Source organism: Capsulimonas corticalis, assembly GCF_003574315.2.
Classification (GTDB): domain Bacteria; phylum Armatimonadota; class Armatimonadia; order Armatimonadales; family Capsulimonadaceae; genus Capsulimonas; species Capsulimonas corticalis.
This window is the reverse complement of the sequence record NZ_AP025739.1, coordinates 1,938,035-1,963,319: the sequence shown is the minus strand read 5'-3', so window position 1 is coordinate 1,963,319 and position 25,285 is coordinate 1,938,035. Positions and strand designations below refer to the sequence as shown.

Below are 25,285 nucleotides of genomic sequence, written 5' to 3'. Positions count from 1 at the left end.
TATTCGCTTTTCGTCTAGTTTTTCATGGGGCGATTCCAGGAAAGCAGCTTCAGAAACGACATCATTGGGCAAATCCCCAGAGCTCCGGTCAGCGCGAGCATCAATCCGACGGCGGCGCTCACGGCGAAAAAGCCGGTATGCACCGTAAATCCAAGAATCGAGAAGCCAAACACCAGAAGCCCCGCCGCGATACGCACCTGCCGTTCGAGTGGGATGACGCCACGCTGTTTGATGGCGGGAAGCCCCGCGCGCTCCCAGGCGGCAAATCCGCCCGCGACATCAACGATATTGTCCATGCCAAGAGCGCGCAAGCGCTCCGCCGCCATGGCGCTGCGTCTCCCGCTCTGGCACATCAGCATAACCGGACGATCGGACGGAATCTCGCTGGCGCGGCGCTCCAGATCCGCCAGCGGGATGCAGACGGCCCAGGACGCATGTCCAGATGCGAATTCGTCGAAACCGCGCACATCCAGTAGGTATGCGCCGTCATGCGCGATGCTTGCGCAGGCGTCCTCCGGCGTCACCGTTGCTGGAGTGCGCCGCGTTGGATCGAGAGTCATGAGATTATCTTTCTATTTCACATATAAACATATCTATATCACTATATATCAACCATATGAAAATATGTTACCGAATTTGGTGTTCGCGAATGCAGTCGAGCAGCAGCAGCACGCTGCGGTCCGCGATGTCGTACAGCATATAGTTGCCTTCGCGCCGCGACAGCAAGATGCCCTGATCCTTGAGAATACGTAGCTGCTGGCTTACCAGCGCCTGTCCAACGCCCGCCGCTTCCGTAATCTGCGTCACGGTGCAGGGCTGGCCTGCAAGCCGCAGGAAATCCAGTATCCGCAGGCGAGTGGGATGCGCCGCATTGCGAATGATTGGAGCAACCCGCTCCAGCGTCTCCATATCGATCAATTCTTGCGACGGCGCTTTGCTCTCCATAACAATATAGATATACCACTATATTGTAAGAGTTGTCAAATTATTCTTTGCCTTGACAAATTCTAATCTGCAATAGTACAATAATATTGAAATACGGAATTAACGAAGTACGGAGCAATTCCATGGCCAGACCTTTTCACCACCCGGCCGCCGAGGATATCACGATCGACGGCATTCTGTACGCGCTGTCCGACCCATCGCGCCGCGACATCCTTTTCAATTTGATGGGATGCGACGGCATGAACTGCGGCCAGTCCTGCGAGCACTTGCCGCCGTCAACAGTCTCGTTTCACTACAAGATTCTGCGCGAGGCGGGCCTGATCCACTCGGAAAAGAAGGGGGTGCAGGTCGTCAACACCGCGCGCAAAGCGGAGATCGACGAGCACTTCCCCGGCCTGCTGCACAGCATCTTTCAGCATCACAGGAAACACCAAGAATGAATTTCGCACTGCTCGCGCTCGCCATCGCGGCCTTTGGAATCGGGACGACTGAGTTCGTCATTATGGGGCTGCTGCCCGACGTCGCGCACGACCTGTGCGTTTCTATCCCCACAGCGGGCCTCCTCGTGGCCGGTTATGCGCTGGGCGTCGCGATTGGCGCGCCGATCATGGCGATGCTGACCTCGCGGCTGCCGCGCAAACGGGCGCTGCTGATCCTGATGGGCATCTTTGTCCTCGGAAACTTCCTGTGCGCGGTCTCCGGAAACTACGCGCTTCTGATGGGCGCCCGAATTATTACAGCGCTCTGCCACGGCGCCTTCTTCGGCATCGGCTCCGTCACGGCGGCGGACCTCGCCCCGGAAGGCAAGAAGGCGTCGGCGGTCGCGATGATGTTCGCTGGCCTCACCCTCGCCAACGTGCTCGGCGTTCCGATGGGAACCGCGCTGGGACAGGCCGAGGGCTGGCGCGCAACGTTCTGGGCCGTCTCCGGCATCGGCGTAGTCGCGTTTCTCGCCCTGCTGTTCCTGCTGCCCGCCAACCTCCACGCTGAACCCGCCAATCTGGCGCGAGAGCTTCGGGCGATCCGCTCCGTCCGTGTCTGGACGGCGCTGGCGATGACCGTGCTGTTCAGCGCCTCCATGTTCGCGCTCTTCACCTACATCGCGCCCATTCTTCAGGGCATCACCCACGTTTCGCCCCACGGCGTCAGCCTGACGCTGCTGCTGATCGGCGTGGGCATGACCGTCGGCAACTTCGTCGGCGGCAAGCTCGCGGACCGAAGGCTCAGCGCGACGCTCCTGGGCGCCACCGCCGTCATCGGCGTCCTGCTGATGGTCTTCTACTGGGTCAGCGCCTCCGTGATTCCCACTGAGCTCACGCTGTTCGTCTGGGGCGCGGTCTGCTTCGCCTCGGCGTCGGCCCTGCAATTGAACGCCATGACCGTCGGGAGCGCCGCGCCAAGCCTGATCGCCACCATGAATATCGGCGCATTTAACCTCGGCAACGCCCTGGGCGCCTGGATCGGCGGACTGGCGGTCGCCTCCACGCTGGGTCTGCACGGCGTCCCGCTCTCCGGCGTCGCGATCTCCATCGTCGGCCTGGTCGTCACCGGCGCATTCGTGTGGACAGCCAAGCCCAAACCAGCCGTCGCGGAGGCAATTCCAGCAAGCGAATACGAAACCATCATCAGCGCATAAGGAGAAAATATGGAATATCGACAGCTTGGACGCTCGGGCCTGAAGGTCCCCGCCCTCAGTTTCGGCACGGCGACTTTCGGCGGCGTAGGCGAGTTCTTTTCCAAATGGGGCGATACGGACGTCGCGCAGGCGAGCCGCTTGATCGACATCTGCCTGGAAGCCGGCGTCAACTTCTTCGACACCGCGAATGTCTACTCGCACGGCGCTTCCGAGGAGATCCTGGGCAAAGCGCTGCGCGGCAAGCGCGACCAGGCGCTGATCGCCACCAAGAGCACATTCACGATGGGCGACGGCCCGAACGATCAGGGATCTTCGCGCTATCACATCATTCGCTCCGTGGAAGAGAGCCTGAAGCGACTTGGCGCGGACCACATCGATCTGTACTTTATGCACGCCTTCGATGGCCTTACCCCCGTTGAGGAAACGCTGAGCGCGCTGGACAACCTCATTCAAAGCGGCAAAATCCGCTACATCGGCGCCTCGAACTTCTCGGGCTGGCAGGTCATGAAATCCCTGGCGACATCGGAGAAGAACGGCCTGGCGCGCTACGTCGCGTATCAGGGCTACTACTCGCTCATCGGGCGCGAGTACGAATGGGAATTGATGCCGCTGGGCGCGGACCAGGGCGTCGGCCTGATGGTCTGGAGCCCGCTTGGATGGGGACGCCTCACCGGCAAGATCCGCCGAGGCCAGCCGGTCACCGAAGGAAGAATGGCCAGCGGCGGCGCGGCGGGCGGCCCGGAAGTCGACGAAGAATATCTGTATACCGTGGTGGACGCGCTGGAGATCGTCGCTCACGAGACGGGAAAAACGATCCCGCAAGTCGCGCTCAACTGGCTGCTCCAGCGCCCGACGGTCGCCAACGTGGTGATCGGAGCGCGCAACGAAGAACAGCTCAAGCAGAACCTCGGCGCGGTTGGCTGGAATCTGACGCTGGAGCAAGTCGCGATATTAGACGCCGCCAGCGCCAAGCCGTTGCCATATCCGTACTACGTGACCGCTGGCTTCGAGGAGCGCAACCCGAAGCTCGTGAAGTAAGAACGGCCCCCACGGTCCATTCCGGCATTGACGCAATCTGGAATGGACCACTCTGTAGAGGAGAAAAAGTCCAGGAGAAAGAGAAAATGCCGCAAACATCAGCAGCGCCGCTGCAGCACGATCGTTTTCCATATTCCCCCATCATCGACCGCCCTCCGTTGCGCTGGCCGAACGGCGCAAGAATCGCGGTGTGGGTCATTCCCAATATCGAACACTTCTTATTCGACCGACCCTCCAGCTCCATCATCCAATGGACCACAGGCTTCGTCCCCGACGTGCTGAACTATTCCTGGCGTGACTACGGAGTGCGCGTCGGAATCTGGCGGCTGATGGAAGTGATGGAGAAGTACGGGGTCAAAGGCACAGTGGCGCTCAACTCGGATGTCTGCGAATACTACCCACGCATCATTGAAGCCGGAAAGACGCTCGGCTGGGAGTGGATGGGCCACGGCGCCAACAACTCCACGGTCATCAACAGCCAACCGGAGGATGAAGAGCGCTCAATCATACAAACCGGCGTCAGCGCGATTGAGTAAAGCACCGGAACGCGTCCGCGCGGCTGGCTCAGCCCCGCATTGACCGAAACCCATCACACACTGGATCTGCTGGCCGAGGCCGGCATCCAATATGTCGCCAATTGGGTCAACGACGAGCAACCCTACCCCATGCGCGTCAAGACAGGCTCCCTGCTGTCGCTCCCCTACTCCGTCGAGATCAACGACTTCGCGGCCTTTCTGGAACAAGGACAAACCGGCGAAGAATTCGCACAAACGATCCGCGATCAGTTCGACATTCTCTATGAAGACGGCGCAAAAACAGGGCGAGTGATGTCCATCTGCCTCCACCCCTTTTTAATCGGCCACCCTCACCGCAGCAAGCACTTCGCCAAAGCGCTCGCCCACATCGCTTCCCACGCCGACGTGTGGCTGGCAACAGGAAGCGAGATCGCCGACTGGTACAACGCGAACTATTTGGAGGGCTGACAACAAGTTTTCTTTTATTCGCGAGAAACATCCTCATTCGTAAGCGGGTTTCGCGCGCCATGATAAACACGAACAACGTATACGATGCGGTTTGCATCATCGATCCGAAACACGATGCGATGGGAGTGGTGAAGGACGAAGCGATAATCTATTTGAAGTTCTACCGCTTCGGGAATAACCGCAAATCTGCCGGGGTTGTCTTGCAGAGAGAAGATGAGGGTTTGCAGGCCGGCAAGCCACTTCGCGGCGGACGGCTCGGAGTCCTGGGCAATAAACGTCGCCACGTCAGCGATATCGTCGCTGGCCGAAGCGGTAATCTCGACACTAAAAGTCATATTTGGCCTTCAGATCGGCGAACACTTCTTCTGCGGAACGCGTTCGGCCTTCCTGAATGGCCTGCTCACCCGCGCGGATTGCGGCAATGAACCGGGCTTGCTCCAGTTTCGCCTCAGTCTCCTGATACGTCACAGGATCCACCAATACCGCCTGCACCTTGCCGTTGACGGTAAGGAGCATGGGTTCGTGGGTCTCATTAATATTTTCGATATACGTTCGAGCGTGGCGCTGAAAGTCCGTCAGGGAATATGAGTTAACCAGGTTCGCCATGGAAGACTCCCTTCATGCGATAATCATGCTGATTTCATGCTACTCGATCCCGTGATGTTATGTCAAGTCTGTTGGGAGGAATTCGTCGGGCGAAACAACTCGCGATGCTGGATACAGCAACTCCAGGCTGTTGCCGTATCCATACTACGTGTCTGGAGGCGGCTAGCTAGCCCAGCAACATCCCCAGCGGCTTGAGCGGGCCAAGCGGGATCAGCTCAAATTCCATCATGCCGGCTACGCCGAGAGGGAGCTTTTCGAGGATTTCGTGCGCTTCGGCGGCGGTCGTCACATTCAGGAGGAAGACGACGCCGTTCGATTCCGTCTGGAAGAACCACTGCTCGATGACGCCGGACAGATGGAGACGGACCGTGTCGCGGACTTCAAACGGGAGGATGGGAGCGATATCGGCGGGCATCCCTTTGGCGGTGACGTTGCCGATCGCCAGGATTTTGGTCGTTGGCACGGTGACGGCGGCGAGTTCCGGCAGTGTTTCTACATTCGCGCCGCGCTGGATTGATTCGGACATTGTGATTCTCCTCTTGCGAATATTCGCGAGTTATTTTGCGGGTCGGACTGCCTGGGGCAGGCGGGTGGACATCTTGGCTTGAAGCGCCTTGGGGTCCGCCGTGAAGGCATTGTAGGCGTTGCGGGAGAGAGCGCCGGCGGCGATCTCTTCGTTGGCGCCGGCCTGGACTGCATCCAGGGCGTCGGAGACGACTTCCTCCGGTGTGAGGCGAGGCTCGGGCAGTTTTGCGCCCATCTCCGTTTCCGTTTGAACCGCCAGGATGCCGACAACCGGCGTTCCCTGCGCCGTCAGTTCGGCCCGGATGCTCCGTGTGACGGACAGAAACGCCGCCTTGGATGCAGAATACGTCGCCGCCACGGGCAGGCTCACCAGGGACACCATCGAGAGCATGTTGAGGATGGCGCCGCCGCCCGACGCCGCGAGGACCGGGGCGAAAGCGCGCGTCATCGCGAGGGGGCCGAAGTAGTTGACCTCCATCTCCTGGCGCGCGTATGTCAGGTCGGGCGCCGAGATCGCGCCTTCGAAGGCGGCGTAGCCGGCGTTGTTGATGAGAAGCGTCACATCCGACGCGGCGACAGCTGCGGCGGCGACTTGCGCGGGATCGGTCACATCCAGCGTCAGCGGCACTAGACGATGGTCCCCGCTCTCCAGCAAAGCCGAGAGCGAGGCGGGGTCGCGCGCCGTAATGTAGACTTTCGCCGCGCCCCGCTTCAGCAGTTCGGCGACAAAAGCGCGCCCGATGCCGCCGTGGGCGCCGGTGACAAGCGCAACAGATCCGTGGATATTCATGAAAGCATCTCCTTAGCGACTTCTTCCGGCATATCTGATTGCAGCCAGTGCCCCGCCGGCAATAGGCGCAGTGAGGCGTGTGAAAAGTGGGACGCGCGGTCCCGGGCGACGTCCGCAGTGATGTAAGGATCGAACTCTCCCCAGATCACCTTGACTGGGATGTCGAGCGCCTTTAGTTCAGGCAGGCGCTGGGTGTTTCGCGCAAGTTCTTCGAAAAACTGAGACGCCAACTGCACGAAGGCGGGGCCGGAGCTTGGCGCCTGAATGAAGTTGTCGGCAATGAGCGCCCCGACGCCTTCGTCGAAATGCGCCTGCTGGCTCTCCGGAAGCGCGTACCGAAACAGATTCTTTTGCCATCCGAGCAGCCATCCGAACTGCGCGGGGCTTTGCGCGATGGCGCCGCTCAGCGCATTCAGGCTTTTGGTCGCAAAGAGCGTCACCATCTCCGGCCAGAGAATGGGAAACGCATCGTCATAACCGGAATTGAGAATGTGCAGCGCCTCGACGCGCTCTGGATGAGCGAGAGTAAAGTTGATTGCCGCCAGCCCGGACGAGTCGTGGGCGACCGGGATGCATCGGTCAAGGTCCAGCGCCTCAGCCACCGCTTCGAGGTCGCCAAGCTGTTGCGGAAAGCTGTAAACGGCGCCGGGAAGCTTGTCGGAAGCGCCGAAGCCCAGAAAATCGAACACGACAACGCGCCGCCCGGCGGCGGCGAGATAGGGAATCAGATCGTCGTAGATGTGTAAATTGTCGGGAAAGCCGTGCATGAGCACAAAGGCGGGGCCAGCGCCTTTGTACTCGCGTGCATAGACTCTTCCCTGTTCCCGGGGAATAAAATGCTCAGTGAAGGAAGGTTTACGGTCCATGTCTTCGATCCTCTCGGAATCTCGTCAGGCCTGGATAAACGCCAGAAGCTCGGCGTTGACTTGATCGGCCAGCGTGGTGCACAGGCCATGCGGCGCGCCCGGGAAAACCTTGAGGGTTGCGCCCTTCACAAGCTTCGCCGTCCGCAGGGATCCCACCGTGATCGGAACGATCTGGTCGCCATCGCCCTGCATGACGAGCGTGGGAAAGGTGAACTTCGCCAGATCTCCCCGGAAGTCGGTCTCGGAGAACGCCTTGATGCACTGATATTGGCTGGCGAGCGACCCCATCATTCCCTGTTGCCAGAACGAGTCGCGGACGCCTTGCGAAATCTTAGCGTCCGGCTTGTTGTAGCCATAGAACGGCATGCTGAAGTCATGGTAAAACTGCGCCCGGTCGGCCAGCACCCCGGCGCGGATTCCGTCGAATATTTCCCGCGGCGCGCCTTCCGGATTGTCGTCGGTCTTAAGCATCATCGGGGTGACTGCGGAGATCAAAACGGCTTTGGCAATGCGCGGCGAGGCGTGGCGGCCGACATAGCGCGCCACCTCCCCGCCGCCGGTGGAGTGGCCGACCAGCGTGATGTCCTTCAGATCGAGCGTTTCGATCAGTGTGGAAAGATCATCGGCGTATGTATCCATGTCATTGCCGGTAAATGTCTGGCTGGAGCGCCCATGACCGCGCCGATCGTGGGCGATGACCCGATAACCGTGGTTCGCGAGAAACAGCATCTGGGCGTCCCAAGCGTCGGCGCTCAAAGGCCAGCCGTGGCAAAAGACGACGGGGCGGCCCGTTCCCCAGTCTTTGTAGTAGATCTTCGCGCCGTCTTTCATCGTGATCGTGTCCATATCATGTGCTCCTTTGCGTGCGGGATAAGAGGCCGCATTCGCGGCCGATGTGTTGTGGGCGCCCAGGCCGAGCGCGGGCAGGATCGTCACGGCGGCCACCGCTCCGGCGCCCATGATCAGTGCGTTGCGGCGGGAGATCGGAGCGTTGAGGGCGGCAGGCTCCGAGTGGATGTTTGCGCTATCGTTCATGATCGTTGTTCTCCTTATCAGCATCAATCGCATGGGTTGATTATCTCCGCCCGACGTTCCCGCAAGCGTCCGGTTCGTGAGAAAAAACGTTCCGGGCGCTCGAACTCCATTCTTCAAAATCGATTCCTTGGTAAACTATTCTTGGGGCGCAGTTTTGGTCAGACCAAAACTGCCTCTCGCCGCACCCAATGTCGATATCGCAAGGATGGAGAAAAGTCTCATGGCTATGAACGCGCTGGAGACCGACACGACTCCGCTGACCCTGACATTTTTCGGTCCGATGCAGGTGCTTGTGGAGGGACGCCTTCTGCCGCCGCAGCGCTCCCGCAAGACACTGTGGGTGCTGGCGTTGTTGGCGCTGCGGCGCGACTGCGCCGTCGAGCGCGCCTGGCTGACCGAGGCGCTCTGGCCGGACGCCTATCCAGATCAGGCCGCCGTCAACCTCAATCCCATCCTAAGCGATCTGCGCCGGACGCTGGGAGTCGAGGCCCGGCGCCTGCAAACGCCAAGCCGCCACACCCTCCGCCTGGATCTTGAAGGGGCAGTCGTAGATTTGGTGGAGTTCGATGCGGCGCTGATCAGCCAAAAACCAGGGTCGCTGGAGCGAGCAGTGTCCCTCTACACAGGCCCGTTGCTGGAGGGCTGTCTGGAGGAATGGGCGTCCCAGGAACGAAATGCGCGGGAGCAGGATTGTCTGCGGGCGCTGCAAACCCTGGCGCAGATGGCGCTGACGGCGGGGAATTATGGCGGCGCGGCCGATTATTTCCGACGAGCGACACGCATTAGCCCCCAATGGGAGGCCGCCCAGCGAGGATTGATGCAGGCGCTTTCGCAGAGCGGAGACGGCAACGCCGCCATGGATGTCTACCGATCTTTTCTGCGTCTTCTGCGCAGGGACGATCCACAGGCGGCTCCCGACAAAGAAACCATCACACTCTATACATCACTGCGGGCCGAGGCGCAAAAGCGCGCTTCCCAAACCGCCGCGCCAGCCGCCAAAGCCGCATCCAATTCGAAAGCAGCTGGCCCGGAAGCGACCGGCGCGAGAGTGACGGGATATCTGCCCCACCCTCTCACGAACATCATCGGACGCGAGGACGAGCGAGAGGAGCTCGCCGCACTGCTGCGCCGCTCTCGACTGGTGACGATTACCGGATCCGGCGGCATTGGCAAGACGCGGCTGGCGATTGAGGCGGCCAAGCACGCGGCGCCCGAGCATCCCGATGGCGTATGGCTGGTCGGCCTTGATGCTTTGACGGATAAAACGATGCTGTCGCGTCAGATCGCGGCAGTCTTTGGTCTGAAAGAAGAAACCAACGAGCTCTATCTGGATACCGTAATCCGCCACATCCGTCATAAGCAGTTGTTGCTGGTGCTGGACAACTGCGAACACCTGCTGGATGCGAGCGCGCAGACAGCGGGAGCCCTTCTCCAAGAGTGCGCGGGGCTGCGCCTCTTAACAACCAGTCGTGAGGCGCTGGGAGTGACTGGGGAGGCAGTGTGGGTGACGCCTGCCCTTTCCACACCGGATCCCGCGCATCTGCCGACAGTTCCCTCAACACTCGTGCGTGTTCTGGCGGGCTACGAGAGCGTGCAGCTTTTTGTGGACCGAGCCTGGAGCCAGCAGAAGGAGCGCGCCCTGACCCCGGACAATGCGCAAGCGGTGGCTCATCTCTGCGCCCGCATGGAGGGCATTCCGCTCGCGATCGAACTTGCCGCCGCCCGCGCCCGATCGCTGACGGTTCAGCAAATCTCGGCGCGCTTGGATGATCAGATGGGGCTTCTGACTGGCGGAAATCGGGCGGCTCATTCTCGTCAGCAGACGTTGCGAGCGACGCTCGACTGGTCTTATGCGCTGCTCAGTCCCGCAGAGCAGCGTTTGCTGGCGTGCGTTTCTGTCTTCTCCGGCGGCTGGAGTTTGGAGGCGGCGGAGGGCGTCTGTTCGGATAAGAATACACCGGCCAGTCAGATTCTGGACCTGCTGACATCGCTGGTCGACAAATCATTGGTGGTCTTCGACGCCACGCAGGCAGACTGCGGCCGCTTTCGCCTGCTGGAGATGGTGCGCCAGTATGCGGCTTCACGGCTTGCGGAAAGCGGGCGAGAGAATATCGTTCGCGGCAGACATCGAAATTGGTTTCTGAAGATTGCGGAAGAGGCCGATCTGCCGACGGTTGAGGGGGCCGAATTGGAGCAAGCCCTGCGGCGCCTGGAGGGAGACTACGACAACTTGCGGTCGGCGCTCGCGGGGTATGAACAGGATGCAAAGGGGACGCAGGCCGGCCTGCGTCTGGCGGGAGCGCTCTGGCGTTTCTGGTCTAATCGCCACTTCTATCGGGAGGGAAGAGCGTTTCTGCATCGAGCGCTATCACGCGAGAGCGTTCCCAGCATGACGAAGGCGCGAGGAGTGGCGCTCAAAGGCGCAGGGATTCTCGCTGTCCGTCAATCGGATTACGTCTCAGCGAGAACGCATCACGAGCAGAGTCTGATCGTTTTTCGCGCGTTGAACGACAGAAAGGACGCGAGCAGAGCGCTCGACTATCTGAATGATGTGGCTCATTTGCAAGGCGACGCAGCCGCAGCGCAGACATACTACGAGGAAGCGCGGGCGTATTTTGCACAAAGCCTGAACATTGCTCGGGAGACAGGCGATCCCGCGGAAATCGCGGGAGAACTCAGGGCTCTGGCGATGCTGATCTACAATCACGATCATGGCAGAGTCGTGCGGCAGGATATTGATGAGGCGCGGGCGTTATTTGAAGAATCCCTGCTCATCTATCAGGCGTTGGGCGATAAGAGCAGAAGCGCGATGCAGCTCAACGGCATGGCAACGATGTTTCATCTTCAAGGCGATTATGTCTCGGCCCAGAAGTACTACGAGCAGAGTCTCATCCTCTATCGAGAGATCAACGCCAAGACGGGGATTGCCATGGAGCTCAACAGCCTGGGCGTGCTGGCTTATAATCAAGGCGAATACGATGCGGCCCGGGCATACTATGAAGAAGGCCTCGCCATTTCTTGCGAATTGGATGATAAGTGGTGGATGGCTCGTTCTTACCGGTGTTTGTTTCTTGTCTATAAGAAGCAGGAAGATTACTCTTTGGCGCGGGCGTTTCAGGAGCAGGAGATTCTCCTGCGCAGAGAGTTGGGAGATCAGGCAGGCCTGGCGACGGGGCTGGAGGGAATGGCTTCCCTCATGCAGAGGGAGTGCGACTTTTCAGAAGCCGCGCGTATGTGGGGAGCAGCGCAGCAGTTGCGAGAAAGTGTTCATGCGCCCTTGCCCACTCGCCAGCAGGAGGATTACTCCCGCGAGGTCGAGCAAGCGCGGTCCGCGTTTGGCGAGGAGCGTTTTGCCGCCGCCTGGGCCGAAGGGCAGGCGATGGGATGGGAGCAGGCGGGCGCGTTTCCCACAGACTGAGCGCCCGCCGATTTTACCGCCCCGCGAGCCCCGTCAGGGAAATCCCCTTGATGATGTGCTTCTGGAACATCAAGAAGGCGATCAGGATCGGGATCGCGGCCAGGGTGGCGGCGGCCATCAGCGGGCCGTATTCGGCGTTGTAGTGGCCCTGGAAGATGGTGATGCCGATCGGCAGCGTGCGCATCTCCTGGCTGTTCGTGAAGATCAGCGGGCCTTCGAAGGCGTTCCAGGTCCCCATGAAGGTGAAGATGGCGAGGGTGGCGATCGCGGGCTTGGAGAGCGGCAAGATCACGTGCCGGAAGACGCCGAGCGGGCCGCAGCCGTCGAGACGCGCGGCTTCTTCCAGCTCTTTCGGGATCGTCATAAAGAATTGGCGCAGCAGAAAGACGCCGAAGGCGCTGCTGGCGGCGGGGATGATCAGCGCCCAGTAGGTGTCGAACCATTGCAGGTTGCGGATCAGCAGATAGGTCGGGATCAGAAGGACCTGGCCCGGGACCATCATCGTCGCGACCAGCATCGCGAAGATCTTATCTCGCCCTTTCCAGGAGAGGCGCGAGTAGGAGAAGGCGGCGAGCGAATCGACCACGACGATCAGCAGCGTCGTCGCGAGCGAGATGAACAGGCTATTGCCGGTCCAGCGCCAAACGGGAAACTCCTGCACGTTCGTCAGAACCTGGTGGAAGTTCGCCAGCGTCGCCGGATGCGGAAGCCAGCGCATCGCGCCCAAGCCGTTGATGATATCTTCGGGGGCCTTCAGCGATGTCGTCACCATCCAGATCAGCGGAGCGACAAACAGGAAGGCGATCAGCAGGAGGATCGCGTGAAGCACGATCTGCGTTTGGCCTAAAAATCTCGCCATAAACTTGAAATTCCTCAGTCTTTCGCCTTCCGGCCGGAGAACAGCCAGAATTGGATGCCCGTGAGCATCAGGACGACCGCGAACAGCAGGTACGCAATCGCGGCGCCGTAGCCGATCTCGTACTGGCTGAAGCCCTGCTGGTACATATAGAGCACCATGGTCAGCGCCGCGCGGCCTGGGCCGGAAGCGCCGCCATAGAGCACATAAGACTGGCCGAAGACCTGGAAGGCCCCGAGCACGGAGAAGACCAGGCAGAACAAGGTCGTCGGCTTCAGCAGCGGCCAGGTGATCGCCCAGAAGCGCTGCCAGCCGTTCGCGCCGTCGATGGTCGCCGCCTCATAGTAATCCGGGGCGATGTTGTTGATGCCGGCGAGGTACAGGATCATATTACCGCCGGCGCCCCACCAGATCGACATCAAGGCGATCGACGGCATCGCCATGTGCGGGTTGGAAAGCCAGGGGATCGGCTCGAACGGCGCTAGCGGCAAGCCAAGATGACGCAGGCCGGTCACGGCGGCGTCCAGATAAAGGTTGAGCAGGCCGACCTGGGTGTTGAACAGCCACTGCCAGAGCACCGCGACGACGGCGATGGAGATGACGACCGGCAGATAGAACGCCACTTTATAGAATGTGGCGAAGCGTTTCACCCCGGCAAGCCCGAGCGCCAGCAGCAGCGAGACCAGATTGCCGGCCGGCACAGCCAGAATGACGAAGTAGGCCGTGTTGCGCAGCGCCAGCCAGAAGATATCGTCGGAAAGCGCCGATTGATAGTTCGCAAGTCCGACAAAGGGATGATGCTTCGCCAGCACGTGCCAGTTGTGCAGCGACAGGTACAGACCAAAAAGGGTCGGCGCGAGCAGGAACACGAGAAACAGCAGGAAGTGCGGCAGGGCGAAGAGCCAGCCGCTCCAGCGGTCGTCGCGGCGAGGAGCGGCCGCCGGCGCGGCGGCGCGAGAGACGGCCGCCGGCTTGGCCGAGCTGAGCGATGTGGATTTGATGGTGATGCTCATGGTCGTTTCAGGAGCTGGTCGATGCGGCGATCCGCGTCGCGCATGGCGTCTTCCGGCGTTTGCAATTGCAGCAGCGCGGCCTCAATGGCGGGATCGGCGAATTGGTTCAGGGCGTTCGCCCGCGGGATCTGTGGGTCATAGACGACATAGTCCACTTGTTTGCCGAACTGGGCCTGTACGGGAAGCGCCTGGAACGCCGTCGACCGCTCGACGGCGACGCGCGCGGGGATCTGCCCGGCCTTGCCCCACTCCAGGCTGTGATCGGAGATATATCGCATTAATCGCCACGCCGCCTTGGACTGCGCCGGCGAGATGTCCGCCGGCTGGCAGAGAAGATGCGTTCCGCCCCAGACGCCTTGCTTCGGCCCAAACTGGGGAATGGGAGCGCCGGCGAACTGGAGGCTCTTTTGCTCTTCCAGAGACTGCACCATATAGATGCCCTCCATCGCCATCGCCGCCTTGCCCTGGCGCAGCGCCAGCCAGGCGTCGACGCCTTCGGGTTTCGGCGCGACTTTGTCTTTATAGATCAAGTCGCACATCAGATGGGTCGCCTGGAGCGCCTCGGGCGACGACATCGCGCCGTGCTTGCCGTCCGGCGTCACGATATCGCCGCCGAACTGGTGCGCGAAAGTCAGCCAGTTGGAGTGCTCATTGGTAATGACGAATCCCCACTGATCGGTGCGCCCATTGCCGGTCGTATCTTTCGTGAGCTTCTTCGCGTCGGCAAGAAACTCGTCCAGCGTCGCGGGCGGCTTCGCGTCGCCGTGCTCATCCACGATCCCCGCATCCCGAAACAGCTTTGTATTATAGTAAAGCCCGATCGGATGGATGTCGAGCGGCAGCGCGTACTGCACGCCCTGGTAGTAGCTTTCACGCCACGGCACCGGCGCGAAGTCCTGAGCGCCGAGCGGCGTCTTGTCGGACTGGTATTGGCCGGAGAGCGGCTTGAGCGTGTGGAACGAGGCGTACTCCGAAAAGCGCGCCGCCTGCATGATAAAGACGTCCGGCGCGCCCCCGTAGGCCAGCGACAGCGTCAGCTTATCGTAATAGGTCCCCCAGGGGATCAGCTGCATGTTGACCTGGACATCGGGATTTTCCTGTTCGAACTGGGCGACCATTTTGCCCATGGTCTTGCCGTCCGGACCGGTAAAACCATTCCAGAAATTGATCACCGTTTTGCCGCCGGCTTCGGGCGTGGCGTTTCCCGCCGGGCGGCACCCGCTCAGCGTCGCAGCCAGCAGAATGGTAACAGTCGCATTGATACAGCAGCGAAAAAGACGTTGATACATAGCGACGCGTTTGAGCCGGCCTTGATTGGGACGACGGCTGCGCACCCACCCTTCCGATTGTTCCCCATCATAGCACACGGACTTTGCCGTGTCAACAACCAATATGCGATAAATTCGCCCAATTCTAATTATTGGGCTACCAATTCTCTTCAGAGAGGCGATACGCTTCGGCGAAAAAAATGGTACAATCCGGATTGTCACCGTATAAGATACCACGCGCAACGCGAGAATTGTGCGATCCCCGCCGAATAAGAAAACGTGTTTCCGAATACGTATCCGTTGTATTTCATGAATAACCAGTCATCGAAAGCCAGTATCGATAAAATCGTCGAGGAAAAGGTGCGCGGCCTTGTCCTGCAAATGTCCGGCCAGCGGCTTCCCAGCGAGCGAGACCTCGCGGAGCAGCTTCAGATCTCCCGTCCCCGGCTGCGCACGATTCTGGCGAGCCTGCGCGCCGAAGGATTGATCGAGCAGAAGATCGGCAGCGGCACGTATGCGCTGTCGCCGGATAAGACGCAGCTGCATCGCGTCGCGGTGCTGATCGACGAGCGGCTCAAGCTTGGCAGCGACCCCTTTGTCTCGTATCTCTTCGAATGTCTCCAGGACAATCTGCAATCCGAAGGCGCGCGCTGCATGATCGAGCGCGTCGGGGCGGGCGGCGGACCGTATCGCCTGGAGGACGGCGCCATCACCCTGGGACTGGCGGGGCAGAAGATCGTGGACGATCTGCGCCCGAGCGATCCACCGGTCGTCGGCCTTCTGATGAGTCCGGACATGCGTCCCCGCCGCCGGGCCAGCATCTTCATGCTGGAGGACAAGCAGGCCGGCGCCGACGCCGCCGAGTTCCTGGCGCGCCGCGGCTGCCGCCGGATCGTCTATGTGGGCCGTCACGACATTCCCTCGTCTCAGGATCGCTGGAGCGGCTGCCAGGAGTTCTGCGCGGGCGCGGAGATCGCGCTGTCGTTTGTGGACAGCCACCTGAGCTATGCGGCGGGCTTGAAGCTTGGCCTGGAGTGGAGCCTGCCGGAGACCGGCGAGCAAACCGGAGTGATCGTGACCAACGACTGGCTCGCGGTCGGCTTCCGGGCCGGCCTGCGCCAGCACTCCTCCCGCGATTCCGAATCCCTGATGATCGTCAGCTTCGACGGACTCCCGATCGTCGCGGACAAGGCGCTCGACATCCACTCGCTCGCCATCCCCATCCAGGCGATGGCCCGCGACGCCGTCGCCGAGCTGCGCAATCTGGGAAGCTCCCCCATCTCCGTCGGCCGCCTGGTCCGCTACCCGCTGGCGTGGTTCAGCGACAATACCAGCGCGCCGGCCACGGGAGACGGAGCGGAGATAGGCGCGGCGTAGGAGGGGAGGCCCTCACCCCCCGGCCCCCTCTCCCAATTTTGGGAGAGGGGGAGTCAGAGGGATTTTTTGTTTGGATCTTTGATCCAAATCTTACTCCTAACCCTCTCCCCGAATGAAGAGAGTTGGCGAAGGGCCGGGTGAGGGCCTCTTCCCCTACTTCCGAGACTTCTCCAGCCGGATCACATTCCACGACAGCGGAGTGAGCAGCGAGGTCAGGCGGCCGTCCTCGAAGCGTGTGTTGCTGCATCCGCAGTGCGGGACGACGTTGTCGGGGTTGGCGAGCGTGTTCGTCGCCTTGGGATCGGAGTGCGCCAGGACGATGTGGTCGGTCACTTCGTAGCCGGCGAAGGAGCGCAGGTCGCCTTCCAGGGTGAAGGGCTCGCCCTGGGCGCGGCTGACGGCGAAGATCGAAATGCTCTCATCCTCCGGGTTCATCGTCGCGACGGCGTCGATGTAGGGGATGTCGCCCAGGTCCGTGGTCTCGTATGCGGGCGACTGGATGCGGAGGTCCAGCGCGACGCCGCGTCCGTACTGGGAGGCGTGGGCGAAGGGATAGAAGATCGTCTGCCGCCAGATCCCGCCGCCGTTGACCGTCATGATCGGCGCGATGACGTTGACCAGCTGCGCGAGACATCCCATTTTGACCCGGTCCGCGTTGCGCAGCAGGGCGATCAGCATCAGGCCGACCACCAGGGCGTCCTCGAAGGTGTAGATGTCTTCGAGCTGGGGCGGCGCGATCTGCCACGGGGCCAGCTCGGCGTCGGCGTTGTTGGAATGGAACCAGACGTTCCACTCATCGAACGACAGGTTCATCGTCTTCTTGCTGCGCTTCTTCGCCTTCACGAAGTCGCAGGTCGATGTCACCGTCTTAATGAAGCGCTCCATATCGACGGATCGCGCCAGGAAGCTCGGCAGGCTGTTATCTTTGTTGCCATAGTACTGATGCAGCGAGATGAAATCGACATGCTCGTAGGTATGGTCGAGCACCGTCGACTCCCACGCCGGGAAGCTGGGCATGTTGGAGCTGGAGCTTCCGCAGGCGACCAGCTCGATCGTCGGGTCCACCCACTTCATCAGCTTGCCCGCCTCCGCGGCGGCGCGTCCATACTCCTCGGCGGTCTTGCTGCAAATCTGCCAGGGACCGTCCATCTCATTTCCCAGACACCAGGTCTTGATCTTGTGCGGATCCTTGTAGCCATGCTTGACGCGCAGGTCGCTCCACGCCGTTCCGCCGGGATGATTGCAGTACTCCACCAGATTGCGCGCGGCGTCCGCGCCGCGCGTTCCCAGATTGACCGCCATCATCACTTCGGTGTTCGCCTTGCGGGCCCAATCCACAAATTCGTTCGTTCCAACAGCATTGGTCTCAATCGTGCGCCACGCCAGCTCCAGGCGGCGGGGACGATCCGCGAGAGGGCCGACTCCGTCTTCCCAGTTGTATCCTGAAACAAAGTTGCCCCCAGGGTATCGGACGATCGGGACATTCAGTTCGCGCACCAGTTCGATGACATCCTGGCGGAACCCCTGATCGTCGGCGCTCGGATGGCCGGGTTCATAGACGCCGCCGTAAACGGCGCGGCCGAGATTCTCGATAAAAGAGCCGAACAGGCGCGGATCGACGGCTCCGACTTCGAACTCAGGATGGGCGATAAAAGTAGCTGTCTTCATTATTTTTCTTTCAAAATATTTGATAGTAATTCTGTATGTCTTAAGACAATATATAACACAATCACGGGAGCCTGTCAAGACCGATATTCAATTACCGGTAACATTGGTACTTGATTGGTATCAACCACGATCGCTCACCATCACGGTCTGCACGGAGCAGGGCGCCAGCGCCATAATGATCTTGCCTTCCGTGACCGAAATCACGTGTTCGCTCGGCCCGACTCGGCTGGGCTGCGCCGCGGAGTTGCACGCGTTTGGGCCGTCTCCGGACAGAATCGAGGCCACCGCGCGCGTCGCCGTCCGGCCGCGCAATTCGATCTCGACTTCCTGCGTTTGCGTCATATGCCGGTTGCTGAGGCTGATCGCGACCCCGCCGTCAGTGATGGATGCGGACGCCGAGAGCATGCTGAGCGTTCCCGGTTCCATTTGCGGCACAGGGAACGGCTGGCGCACCGCCGGCATGGCCCGCATGTCGGCGCCCGTAATCTCCGTACGAACGGCCCGCGCCCCGCGATGCGCCGCGTACATCGCAAAGACATGGTAGGTCGGCGTCAGCCACATGTGCTCGCCCTGCGTTTGGATCAGCGCCTGAAGGACGTTGACGATCTGCGCGATGTTGGCCATGGTCAGCCGGCCGCTCCATCGGTGGAAGACGTCGAACACGCCCGCCGCCGTCACGGCGGCGCTCAGGGTGCTGGGCGCTTCGAAGTCCGAGGCGATCGTCGCGTCGGGATGCCAGACGCCCCACTCGTCGAAGGCGATGCCGATCCTGTGGCCCGGCCTCTCGAAATAGGTCAGCATGGCGTCGGCGGCCCGAATATCGCCGTCCACCACATCGGGACCGCGCTGGAGCTGGTAGTACTCGGCCTCGCTGAAATCCGTCGAGTGGCCGCCGGCCCAGTAGCGATGGATCGAGAGGTGGTCCATCAGGTGCAGATGGCGGCAATTGGCCTCCACGACCTTGGCGTTCCATTCCGGGCTATGATCGCCGCAGGCGACCAGCTGCACGCCATGGTCGACCTGCTTGATAAATGTCGCGTAGCGTTTGAACTCCTTGGCGTAATCCAGCGCGTCGTAGTTGCCGCCGCACGCCCAGCTCTCGTTGCCGACGCCCCAATAGCGCACGTTCATCGGCTCGGGATGCCCGTTGGCGGCGCGCTCGCGCACCAGGGTCGTGTCGGCTGTCGCGTTGCAGTACTGCACCCACTCCATCAGCTCCTGCGGCGATCCGGATCCCACATTGCCCGCGAGATACGGCTCCGCGCCGATCTCGCGGCAGAGCGCCATGAACTCGTGCGTCCCGATCTGATTGGTCTCCACGGATTGATGCCCGCAGCTCTCCGCCAGGGTGCGCGGACGCCGCTCAGGCGGCCCAATCCCCTCGCGCCAATGGTAGCTGTCCGCGAAGCACCCGCCCGGCCAGCGCAGCTGGGGGACGCCCAGTCGCTTCAGCGCATCCAGCACATCGACCCGAAATCCGCCTTTGTTCGGGATCGGCGACTGGGGACCGACCCAGAGGCCGTCGTAACAGCAGCGCCCCAGATGTTCGGCGAAGTGCCCGTAGAGCAGGGGAGAGATCGTTCCGAGAACTTCGTCCGTACAAACTACTACCGATGATCGCGACATAAATGTCCAGGCTCCTCAATGAGACAATGGTTCCGGCCGATCCGGAGAAGTCTCATCATTCCCAAATATTATGGCCCCCAATATTCACGGCTTCGACGCCGTCTTGAGGATGCCGACAATCTGAAGCATGGCGACATTCTGCGGCCGATCTTTTACGCAGACAAAAATCGAATGGGTAAACTCTCCCGGCCCGCGCCCGGAAAGACGAACCGTCATCTTGACCGTCACCCGCCCGCCGGGCAGCAGCGTCTCCCGAGCGTCGCGCCCGAGCGGAGCAGGGTCGAACACCGCGCTCGTACAGTCGCAGGACGGCTGAAGCTCGGTGATCGTCAGCGGCAGGCTCCCGGCGTTCTTCAATACAAAATCGCGCGTGACAGCGGCCTCTTGCGCGCCCACCGTCCCCACATCGACGCTTCCCACATTCGCCGCCAGCGCGTGAACGCCGCCGACGGGCGCAACCACCAGGCCGGCCTGTGGAATCGGCGAGAGCTTGGCGGAGAGAGCGCTCGGCGATGCGCTCGCCGCAAGCTGCGCGGCGCCGAAGAACGGCGCCGCGAGCAGGACAAAGATCACAACCTTCTGAATACGCATCATATTGACCCGTTTTTATCCCAAAGGCAGCCGATCCCGCAGGAACTAATCGTCTTCGGTAGTCCAATACTTGTAGGCGCCCGAGTTGTCGTTTGCCGGGGTCGCCAGATAATCGCGAGTCGGCGACGTGACATGACCATCACACCACAGAACGTTGACACGATTGGTGTGGCGAGCCGCGGAGGCGTCAAATCCGTTATTGGCTTCCGTCCACGGGCCGACGGGATTCTGGGGCACGTCATACCATCCCGTGGTAAACCAGTTTCCATCCGTGACCCAAATGGTCTGCGCCGGGACGGGGAGGTTCGCCAGGGTATTTGCGCCTTGATCCGGGTTTACGCTGTCGGAATCGTAGGTGGGATGGTGCTTGTTGACGCTATTTTTGCTGCCCCAGTAGGATACGTTGAGCGCATAGCTCCCCATCCAGTCCCAAGTCGCCGCTTCCGCCGGAGTCTCGTTCTTATAATAGATAAACTGGTTCGAAGTTTTATCATTGCAGCTAAAAATTTGCGTGTTCTTCTCGTAAGGATAGATCATGTCCATCCATTTGTACGACCCGGTGGCGGGATTAGAAGGAACATAGCCGCCTAAAAATTGCGGAGCCAGCGTCTCGTCGTTGTCCTGAACGTATTGCAGCATTCCCAGACCGATTTGCTTGAGATTGGAAGCGCAGGATGTTTGCCGAGCCTTCTCGCGGGCTTTAGCGAAGACGGGGAACAGGATTGCCGCGAGAATCGCAATGATTGCGATCACAACGAGGAGCTCAATCAACGTGAAGCCTTTTTGACGAGGCCCTTGGGTTCGAATTGCCATAATTTTCTCCGGTGCCGATCAGGAATAAAAATCTTTCGTTACCATTTAAACCAATTGTTTCTATTGGTTTAGTTATTATATAGGGAAATTTCGCTTCTGTCAAGCGGATTCGGAATCTAAAATAATTATTTTAGCAAACATACCGGAAAAATTGGTTTAAATTGGTTCAAGTCATTTCTTCGGCGGATCACATAACAAAGGCCCTTCGCTTCTGATCATCAGAAGCGAAGGGCCGGCGGGACGCGCGTTGGAACGAAGGCCAAATTAATCGTCGTTGATCGTAAAGTGCTTGTAAGCGCCGGCGGTCGGGCCGCTGGTCGCTTTTTCCGTCATATAGTCCAGTGTGACGGCTTTGGCGTGACCATCGCAGAAGAGGGAGTTGACGCGGCCCTGGTGCAGTTCGCTCAGCAGTCCGCCCACTCCCAGCGTTCGCGGGTGGGCCGCCGTGTCGATCGTCGGCTGCGCCCAACCAATCGTGATGCCGCCCCACACGCACTGGAACGAGCAGTCGGCGTTGATGAAGTCAAAGACATAGAGCGTGCCGGCCGGGTCCGGAATGCTGGCGAGGTTCTTGGAGGATTCGCTGGGGACATCCGGAATGGGCGTCGGCGGCTGCGCGGCGTCATCGGCGGAAAAGTATGTGGTGTTCATGGCGTAGCCGCCGTTCTCAAACTCATACTTGACGCCGCTGACGGGGTCAACATCGTTGACTTTACTTCCCGAGGGAACGGGAACATACTTGGTGTTCGAGTCCGGGCAGGTAAAGATCGCGGTGCTCTTCACATAGGGCTGAACGACATCCATCCAGCGCGCCTTGCCGGGAAAACCGACGCTAATCGAAGGATCGGTCGAATAGCCGATCCAGGCGGGCGGCAGCTGCTCGTCCACGTCCTGCGAGTACTGGATCAGCCCCAGACCGATCTGTTTCAAATTGGAGAGACACGAAATCGCGCGGGCCTTTTCGCGGGCCTGCGCGAACACGGGAAAGAGAATGGCGGCTAATATTGCAATGATAGCAATAACAACGAGGAGTTCAATCAATGTGAACCCCGAATCACGATACGTCTTTGACTGGCTTTCCATAGGCCTCCTCCGATGCTTAACGCAAACAGCAGAAATTACCATTTTTACCAATTAAACCGTATTGGTTATGACTATTATAAGCGCTGGATCTGCTGCTGTCAAGCCGATTCTGAAAACGGGCTGGGTTTTATTGCGCGTATCAGAAAACCGGTTCCGCATTGGTCCTATTGCCCACGAGCGTCCAATTTCCAACCCCACCCGCCCCAGCGTTCATTATCAGCATTCCCGCTCCGCGCCAATAGCTGTCGAAAGTACCCGTTGTTCCGCCGCCCGGAGCCAGAACTAGACCAATTTAAAACCAATTATTTTGTTGAGCGAGAAAATAAATTCTTAACGCGGGATAATTTCTTCTTGACAGATCACGGCTAAAGTCATACAATGGGAGAAACTAATTGCAACAATTGGTTATATTGGTAATAAAATTCTTAATCGCCGAGTCTTAGTGGAGAAAATCATGGCACTTCAAGTCAATCAGTCTCGCCTCAAAGGTTTCACTTTGATCGAGCTTCTCGTTGTCATCGCTATCATTGCGATTCTCGCGGCGATCCTGTTCCCCGTCTTCGCCAAAGCCCGCGAAAAGGCCCGGCAGATCTCCTGCGCCTCCAACGAGCGACAGATCGGATTGGGATTTTTGCAATACGTCCAGGATTACGACGAGAAGTATCCCGCGCTGCGCCGTCTGGATCCGCCCAAACCATACGCCACCTATTGGTTTGACTATATCACGCCGTATCTGAAGAGCCTTGACGTCTTCAAATGTCCCTCGAACTCCTTGAAGGAGAAGATCCGATTTAACAGCGGCGACGCCAGCGATTCGCCGTACACCATCTCCTACGGCATGAACCCACGCCTCGGCGAGATCAACGGCTTCGACGCCGCCGGCGCCGGCGCGGTCAGCATCGGGTCTGTCGACACGCCCGCCTCCAAGATCATCATCGCCGAGTCCAATGCGCTGTGGCCGGATGTCGTCTGGTACAACGCCGATCCAGACTATCTCGGCAACACCGGAGCCGCCGAGACATTCGGTCAGCCGGCCTTGTTCGCCGGGCACACCGGACTGATGAACCTGGTGTTCTGCGATGGCCACGTGAAGGCCATGCGGCCCACGCAAACAATCAGCGATCCGAACCTGCCCATTGCGAGCCAGTTCAACATGTGGGGCGGCACCGCCAACGCGACCAATAACCCCACCAGCCTGCCGCAGAGCAACCCGCCCGGAGTCTGCGCCGATGTCTCCATCAACTGCGACCGATCGGAGCCTTCCATCTTCCAGGGAATGCAGAAGCTGCAAGCGCATTACAAATAACGACGACGCATCCGTACGGCCTCAAGGACACTGCGGCTCTTCCGGGCCCAGTGTCCTTTTTGCATGAGCGCTGAAGACAAGCCAAGAGGAAATCGATTGAATACGTTTCGAATATACGCCCGCGCGATGGGCGCGGCTCTGCTCGCCGGGGGACTGCTCGCCGCCATGGCCGGCTGTGGGCATCAACCCGAAAGCACGACTTACACCAAGGCAAACCCCTCCGCACAAGCCCCCGCCGCCCCCGGAGGCCCTCCCGGCAGCGGAGTCCCCGGCGGACCTTCCTCCAACAAATAGCCGGCGCTTGTTTGCGCCGCTCGAAAATACAAACGGCCTCGACTTCCATGATTGGGAGCCGGGGCCGTTTGCATTTTTGAGCGATTTACCGATTCTTCCCTAATTCCCCAATCGCTGAAATCGCCAGATCTGATGATCGCCGCCACGGAACTGGAACTCTTGAATCGCCGCGCCGGGCGTCTTCGCGCCGCCGGCGACGCTGACCGCGCCGCCGCCGCCGAGCGAGACCATGCGGAAGCCGCCCGCCGCCTTTTCGATCTTCCAATGCTGGCAGGGGTTGTCCAGCCAGCGGTACTGGTCGATCTTCGTTCCGTCGGCGCCGTTGCACCGCCACAGGTCCATCACCTTGCCGGAGCCGATCGATGTGATTCGACAAAGGCCGTCGCCGGCGTGGGTCACGCGCCATTGCTGCGATTTGCCCTTGGCGTAGACCGCCTGCGTGAGTGACGCGCCGTCGGCCGAGTCGCCCCCTACGGACAGCGCCAGGCCGCTGGCCTTGGACACGATGACGTAGACGCCCTCGGCGAGCGCGTATTGGGATGTCGTAAACGGCGCCTTGGGCCAGCCGTCGGCGGTCCAGGCAAGCAGGTCCAGCCCCAGCATTGGGCGGCCGTTTTGCCGGGCGTCGTAATAGTGGTAGGTAAACCAATCCTGCCCGTCTTTGGCGACAATCCCCATATGGCCCGGTCCCACTTCATTCCCGTGGGCGCCGGCGAACAGCGAGCCGCCGCCCCGCGCGAGATCGCGGCCGTTCTTATCCAGATAGGGACCGGTGATGGAGCGCGATCGTCCCATCATGATCCGATAGGTGCTCTTGACGCCCTGGCAGCACACGCCCTCATTCTCAAAGAGATAATAGAACGGCTTGCGGTAGTGGAGATAAGGCGCTTCCGGCCCCGCCGCCTGCCCGCCGGCCAGAAAATAGCTTTTGGACGCCGGCTTTCCCGTCTTCTTATCCAATGGGACCAATTGGATCCCGCCGGCGTTCCACGATCCATAGGTCAGCCACAGGTTTCCCTGAGCGTCGAAGGCGGGCGCGGGGTCGATGGCGTTGAAGTTCGAGTCGCCGTTCGATGCGACTACCAGGCCGCGATCCGTCCAGCGGCAGCGCGGGCTATGGGCGTCAAGCGTCGGGCTCGTCACCAGGCCGATCACCGACGTCTTGCTGCCAAAGGTCGAAAACGAATAGTAGAGATAGTACAGGCCGCCGACGGAAATGACGTCGGGCGCCCAGATCCACGTGTCGTCCTTCTTGGCCTGCGGGACCAGCTGATGCGCCCACTGCGGGACGCCGCGCAGCACCGGCGGCGCGTCCGTCCAGTGACGCAGGTCCGTGGAGACGCGCGCCGGGCAGTTTGGCCCGGTGCAGTAAAAATAGTACTTGCCGTCGCAGCGGATCGCCCGCGAGGGATCGTGCGCGCCAAAATCCCCGGACAGCTGCGCCGCGGACGCTCGAGCCGCCGCGGACGCCATCAAGACCGCCGCGACAAAGGCCGGCCGCCTCTTCATCCAACCATTTCGTTTTTGCATGTCCTCATGATATCACGA

At 60.4% G+C, this 25,285-nt stretch carries 26 protein-coding genes; 9 read left to right on the top strand and 17 right to left on the bottom strand.

The window, feature by feature from the left end; genetic code table 11:
* Nucleotides 1-14: 14 nt before the first annotated feature.
* Nucleotides 15-560, bottom strand: coding sequence for a rhodanese-like domain-containing protein (locus tag D5261_RS08360; protein WP_119322557.1), 546 nt, complete (start codon nucleotides 558-560; stop codon nucleotides 15-17).
* Between the two features lie 67 nt (nucleotides 561-627).
* Entirely contained in the window at nucleotides 628-945 is a 318-nt protein-coding gene (locus D5261_RS08355) for an ArsR/SmtB family transcription factor (protein ID WP_119322558.1), read from the bottom strand.
* 122 nt (nucleotides 946-1,067) lie between these two features.
* Between D5261_RS08355 and D5261_RS08350 the strand changes: the two genes are divergently transcribed.
* From D5261_RS08350 to D5261_RS08330, 5 genes are all read left to right on the top strand, one after another.
* Nucleotides 1,068-1,385 carry an ArsR/SmtB family transcription factor gene (locus D5261_RS08350; protein ID WP_119322559.1) on the top strand — a complete coding sequence of 106 codons (318 nt, stop codon included), beginning with the start codon at nucleotides 1,068-1,070 and terminating at the stop codon, nucleotides 1,383-1,385.
* Nucleotides 1,382-2,581 carry an MFS transporter gene (locus D5261_RS08345; protein ID WP_119322560.1) on the top strand — a complete coding sequence of 400 codons (1,200 nt, stop codon included), beginning with the start codon at nucleotides 1,382-1,384 and terminating at the stop codon, nucleotides 2,579-2,581. The genes D5261_RS08350 and D5261_RS08345 overlap by 4 nt, the downstream gene beginning before the upstream one ends.
* A 9-nt stretch (nucleotides 2,582-2,590) precedes the next feature.
* Nucleotides 2,591-3,619 (top strand): aldo/keto reductase, encoded by a 1,029-nt coding sequence (locus tag D5261_RS08340; RefSeq protein WP_119322561.1) that lies wholly within the window; start codon nucleotides 2,591-2,593, stop codon nucleotides 3,617-3,619.
* An 86-nt stretch (nucleotides 3,620-3,705) separates the two neighbouring features.
* The gene (locus D5261_RS08335) at nucleotides 3,706-4,155 is read left to right on the top strand and encodes a polysaccharide deacetylase family protein (RefSeq protein ID WP_218025646.1); all 450 of its coding nucleotides are present in this window, start codon (nucleotides 3,706-3,708) and stop codon (nucleotides 4,153-4,155) included.
* A 39-nt stretch (nucleotides 4,156-4,194) separates the two neighbouring features.
* Nucleotides 4,195-4,602 (top strand): polysaccharide deacetylase family protein, encoded by a 408-nt coding sequence (locus D5261_RS08330; RefSeq protein WP_218025647.1) that lies wholly within the window; start codon nucleotides 4,195-4,197, stop codon nucleotides 4,600-4,602.
* 14 nt (nucleotides 4,603-4,616) lie between these two features.
* Here the strand turns inward: D5261_RS08330 and D5261_RS08325 are convergent, their stop codons facing one another.
* The 6 genes from D5261_RS08325 to D5261_RS08300 form a co-directional block, all read right to left on the bottom strand.
* Nucleotides 4,617-4,937, bottom strand: coding sequence for a type II toxin-antitoxin system RelE/ParE family toxin (locus D5261_RS08325; RefSeq protein ID WP_119322562.1), 321 nt, complete (start codon nucleotides 4,935-4,937; stop codon nucleotides 4,617-4,619).
* The gene (locus D5261_RS08320) at nucleotides 4,927-5,208 is read right to left on the bottom strand and encodes a type II toxin-antitoxin system Phd/YefM family antitoxin (protein ID WP_119322563.1); all 282 of its coding nucleotides are present in this window, start codon (nucleotides 5,206-5,208) and stop codon (nucleotides 4,927-4,929) included. The genes D5261_RS08325 and D5261_RS08320 overlap by 11 nt, the downstream gene beginning before the upstream one ends.
* A 166-nt stretch (nucleotides 5,209-5,374) precedes the next feature.
* Nucleotides 5,375-5,734 carry a hypothetical protein gene (locus tag D5261_RS08315; RefSeq protein WP_119322564.1) on the bottom strand — a complete coding sequence of 120 codons (360 nt, stop codon included), beginning with the start codon at nucleotides 5,732-5,734 and terminating at the stop codon, nucleotides 5,375-5,377.
* Nucleotides 5,735-5,764: 30 nt separating this feature from the next.
* Complete coding sequence (locus D5261_RS08310) at nucleotides 5,765-6,523, bottom strand: SDR family NAD(P)-dependent oxidoreductase (protein ID WP_119322565.1); 759 nt, start codon at nucleotides 6,521-6,523, stop codon at nucleotides 5,765-5,767.
* Nucleotides 6,520-7,389: an alpha/beta fold hydrolase gene (locus D5261_RS08305; RefSeq protein ID WP_119322566.1), complete on the bottom strand. Its 870-nt coding sequence runs from the start codon at nucleotides 7,387-7,389 to the stop codon at nucleotides 6,520-6,522. Before D5261_RS08305 ends, D5261_RS08310 begins: the two co-directional genes overlap by 4 nt.
* A gap of 24 nt (nucleotides 7,390-7,413) precedes the next feature.
* Entirely contained in the window at nucleotides 7,414-8,235 is an 822-nt protein-coding gene (locus tag D5261_RS08300; protein WP_119322724.1) for an alpha/beta fold hydrolase, read from the bottom strand.
* A gap of 409 nt (nucleotides 8,236-8,644) precedes the next feature.
* Here D5261_RS08300 and D5261_RS08295 point away from each other — a divergent pair, with 409 nt between their 5' ends.
* Entirely contained in the window at nucleotides 8,645-11,842 is a 3,198-nt protein-coding gene (locus D5261_RS08295; RefSeq protein ID WP_165864349.1) for an AfsR/SARP family transcriptional regulator, read from the top strand.
* A 13-nt stretch (nucleotides 11,843-11,855) separates the two neighbouring features.
* On the opposite strand, the gene D5261_RS08290 is transcribed toward D5261_RS08295, so the two are convergent.
* From D5261_RS08290 to D5261_RS08280, 3 genes are read right to left on the bottom strand one after another with little or no spacing between them, the layout of a single operon-like run.
* The gene (locus tag D5261_RS08290) at nucleotides 11,856-12,701 is read right to left on the bottom strand and encodes a carbohydrate ABC transporter permease (protein ID WP_119322568.1); all 846 of its coding nucleotides are present in this window, start codon (nucleotides 12,699-12,701) and stop codon (nucleotides 11,856-11,858) included.
* Between the two features lie 14 nt (nucleotides 12,702-12,715).
* Nucleotides 12,716-13,711, bottom strand: coding sequence for a carbohydrate ABC transporter permease (locus D5261_RS08285; RefSeq protein WP_119322569.1), 996 nt, complete (start codon nucleotides 13,709-13,711; stop codon nucleotides 12,716-12,718).
* Nucleotides 13,708-15,000 (bottom strand): ABC transporter substrate-binding protein, encoded by a 1,293-nt coding sequence (locus D5261_RS08280; RefSeq protein WP_125206082.1) that lies wholly within the window; start codon nucleotides 14,998-15,000, stop codon nucleotides 13,708-13,710. The genes D5261_RS08285 and D5261_RS08280 overlap by 4 nt, the downstream gene beginning before the upstream one ends.
* Before the next feature lie 288 nt (nucleotides 15,001-15,288).
* On the opposite strand from D5261_RS08280, the gene D5261_RS08275 reads away from it, so the two are divergent.
* Nucleotides 15,289-16,356, top strand: coding sequence for a substrate-binding domain-containing protein (locus D5261_RS08275; protein ID WP_125206083.1), 1,068 nt, complete (start codon nucleotides 15,289-15,291; stop codon nucleotides 16,354-16,356).
* 153 nt (nucleotides 16,357-16,509) lie between these two features.
* Here D5261_RS08275 and arfA read toward each other — a convergent pair whose 3' ends face one another.
* The 5 genes from arfA to D5261_RS08250 form a co-directional block, all read right to left on the bottom strand.
* A complete protein-coding gene (gene arfA / locus D5261_RS08270) occupies nucleotides 16,510-18,024 on the bottom strand; it encodes an arabinosylfuranosidase ArfA (protein ID WP_119322572.1) in 1,515 nt (504 codons plus the stop codon).
* A 120-nt stretch (nucleotides 18,025-18,144) separates the two neighbouring features.
* The gene (locus tag D5261_RS08265) at nucleotides 18,145-19,650 is read right to left on the bottom strand and encodes an alpha-N-arabinofuranosidase (protein ID WP_119322573.1); all 1,506 of its coding nucleotides are present in this window, start codon (nucleotides 19,648-19,650) and stop codon (nucleotides 18,145-18,147) included.
* Nucleotides 19,651-19,734: 84 nt separating this feature from the next.
* On the bottom strand, nucleotides 19,735-20,244 hold the full coding sequence (locus D5261_RS08260) for a DUF1573 domain-containing protein (protein WP_119322574.1): 510 nt from the start codon (nucleotides 20,242-20,244) through the stop codon (nucleotides 19,735-19,737).
* A gap of 42 nt (nucleotides 20,245-20,286) precedes the next feature.
* Nucleotides 20,287-21,054 carry a prepilin-type N-terminal cleavage/methylation domain-containing protein gene (locus D5261_RS08255; protein WP_119322575.1) on the bottom strand — a complete coding sequence of 256 codons (768 nt, stop codon included), beginning with the start codon at nucleotides 21,052-21,054 and terminating at the stop codon, nucleotides 20,287-20,289.
* A 264-nt stretch (nucleotides 21,055-21,318) separates the two neighbouring features.
* Nucleotides 21,319-22,137, bottom strand: a complete 819-nt coding sequence (locus D5261_RS08250; protein ID WP_119322576.1) for a DUF1559 family PulG-like putative transporter — start codon at nucleotides 22,135-22,137, stop codon at nucleotides 21,319-21,321.
* Nucleotides 22,138-22,591: 454 nt separating this feature from the next.
* Here D5261_RS08250 and D5261_RS08245 point away from each other — a divergent pair, with 454 nt between their 5' ends.
* Together D5261_RS08245 and D5261_RS08240 are read left to right on the top strand one after the other, a co-directional pair.
* Complete coding sequence (locus D5261_RS08245) at nucleotides 22,592-23,443, top strand: DUF1559 family PulG-like putative transporter (RefSeq protein ID WP_165864350.1); 852 nt, start codon at nucleotides 22,592-22,594, stop codon at nucleotides 23,441-23,443.
* Between the two features lie 96 nt (nucleotides 23,444-23,539).
* The gene (locus D5261_RS08240) at nucleotides 23,540-23,737 is read left to right on the top strand and encodes a hypothetical protein (RefSeq protein WP_125206084.1); all 198 of its coding nucleotides are present in this window, start codon (nucleotides 23,540-23,542) and stop codon (nucleotides 23,735-23,737) included.
* Between the two features lie 99 nt (nucleotides 23,738-23,836).
* On the opposite strand, the gene D5261_RS08235 is transcribed toward D5261_RS08240, so the two are convergent.
* Nucleotides 23,837-25,246: a family 43 glycosylhydrolase gene (locus D5261_RS08235; protein WP_165864351.1), complete on the bottom strand. Its 1,410-nt coding sequence runs from the start codon at nucleotides 25,244-25,246 to the stop codon at nucleotides 23,837-23,839.
* Between the last annotated feature and the right edge of the window lie 39 nt (nucleotides 25,247-25,285).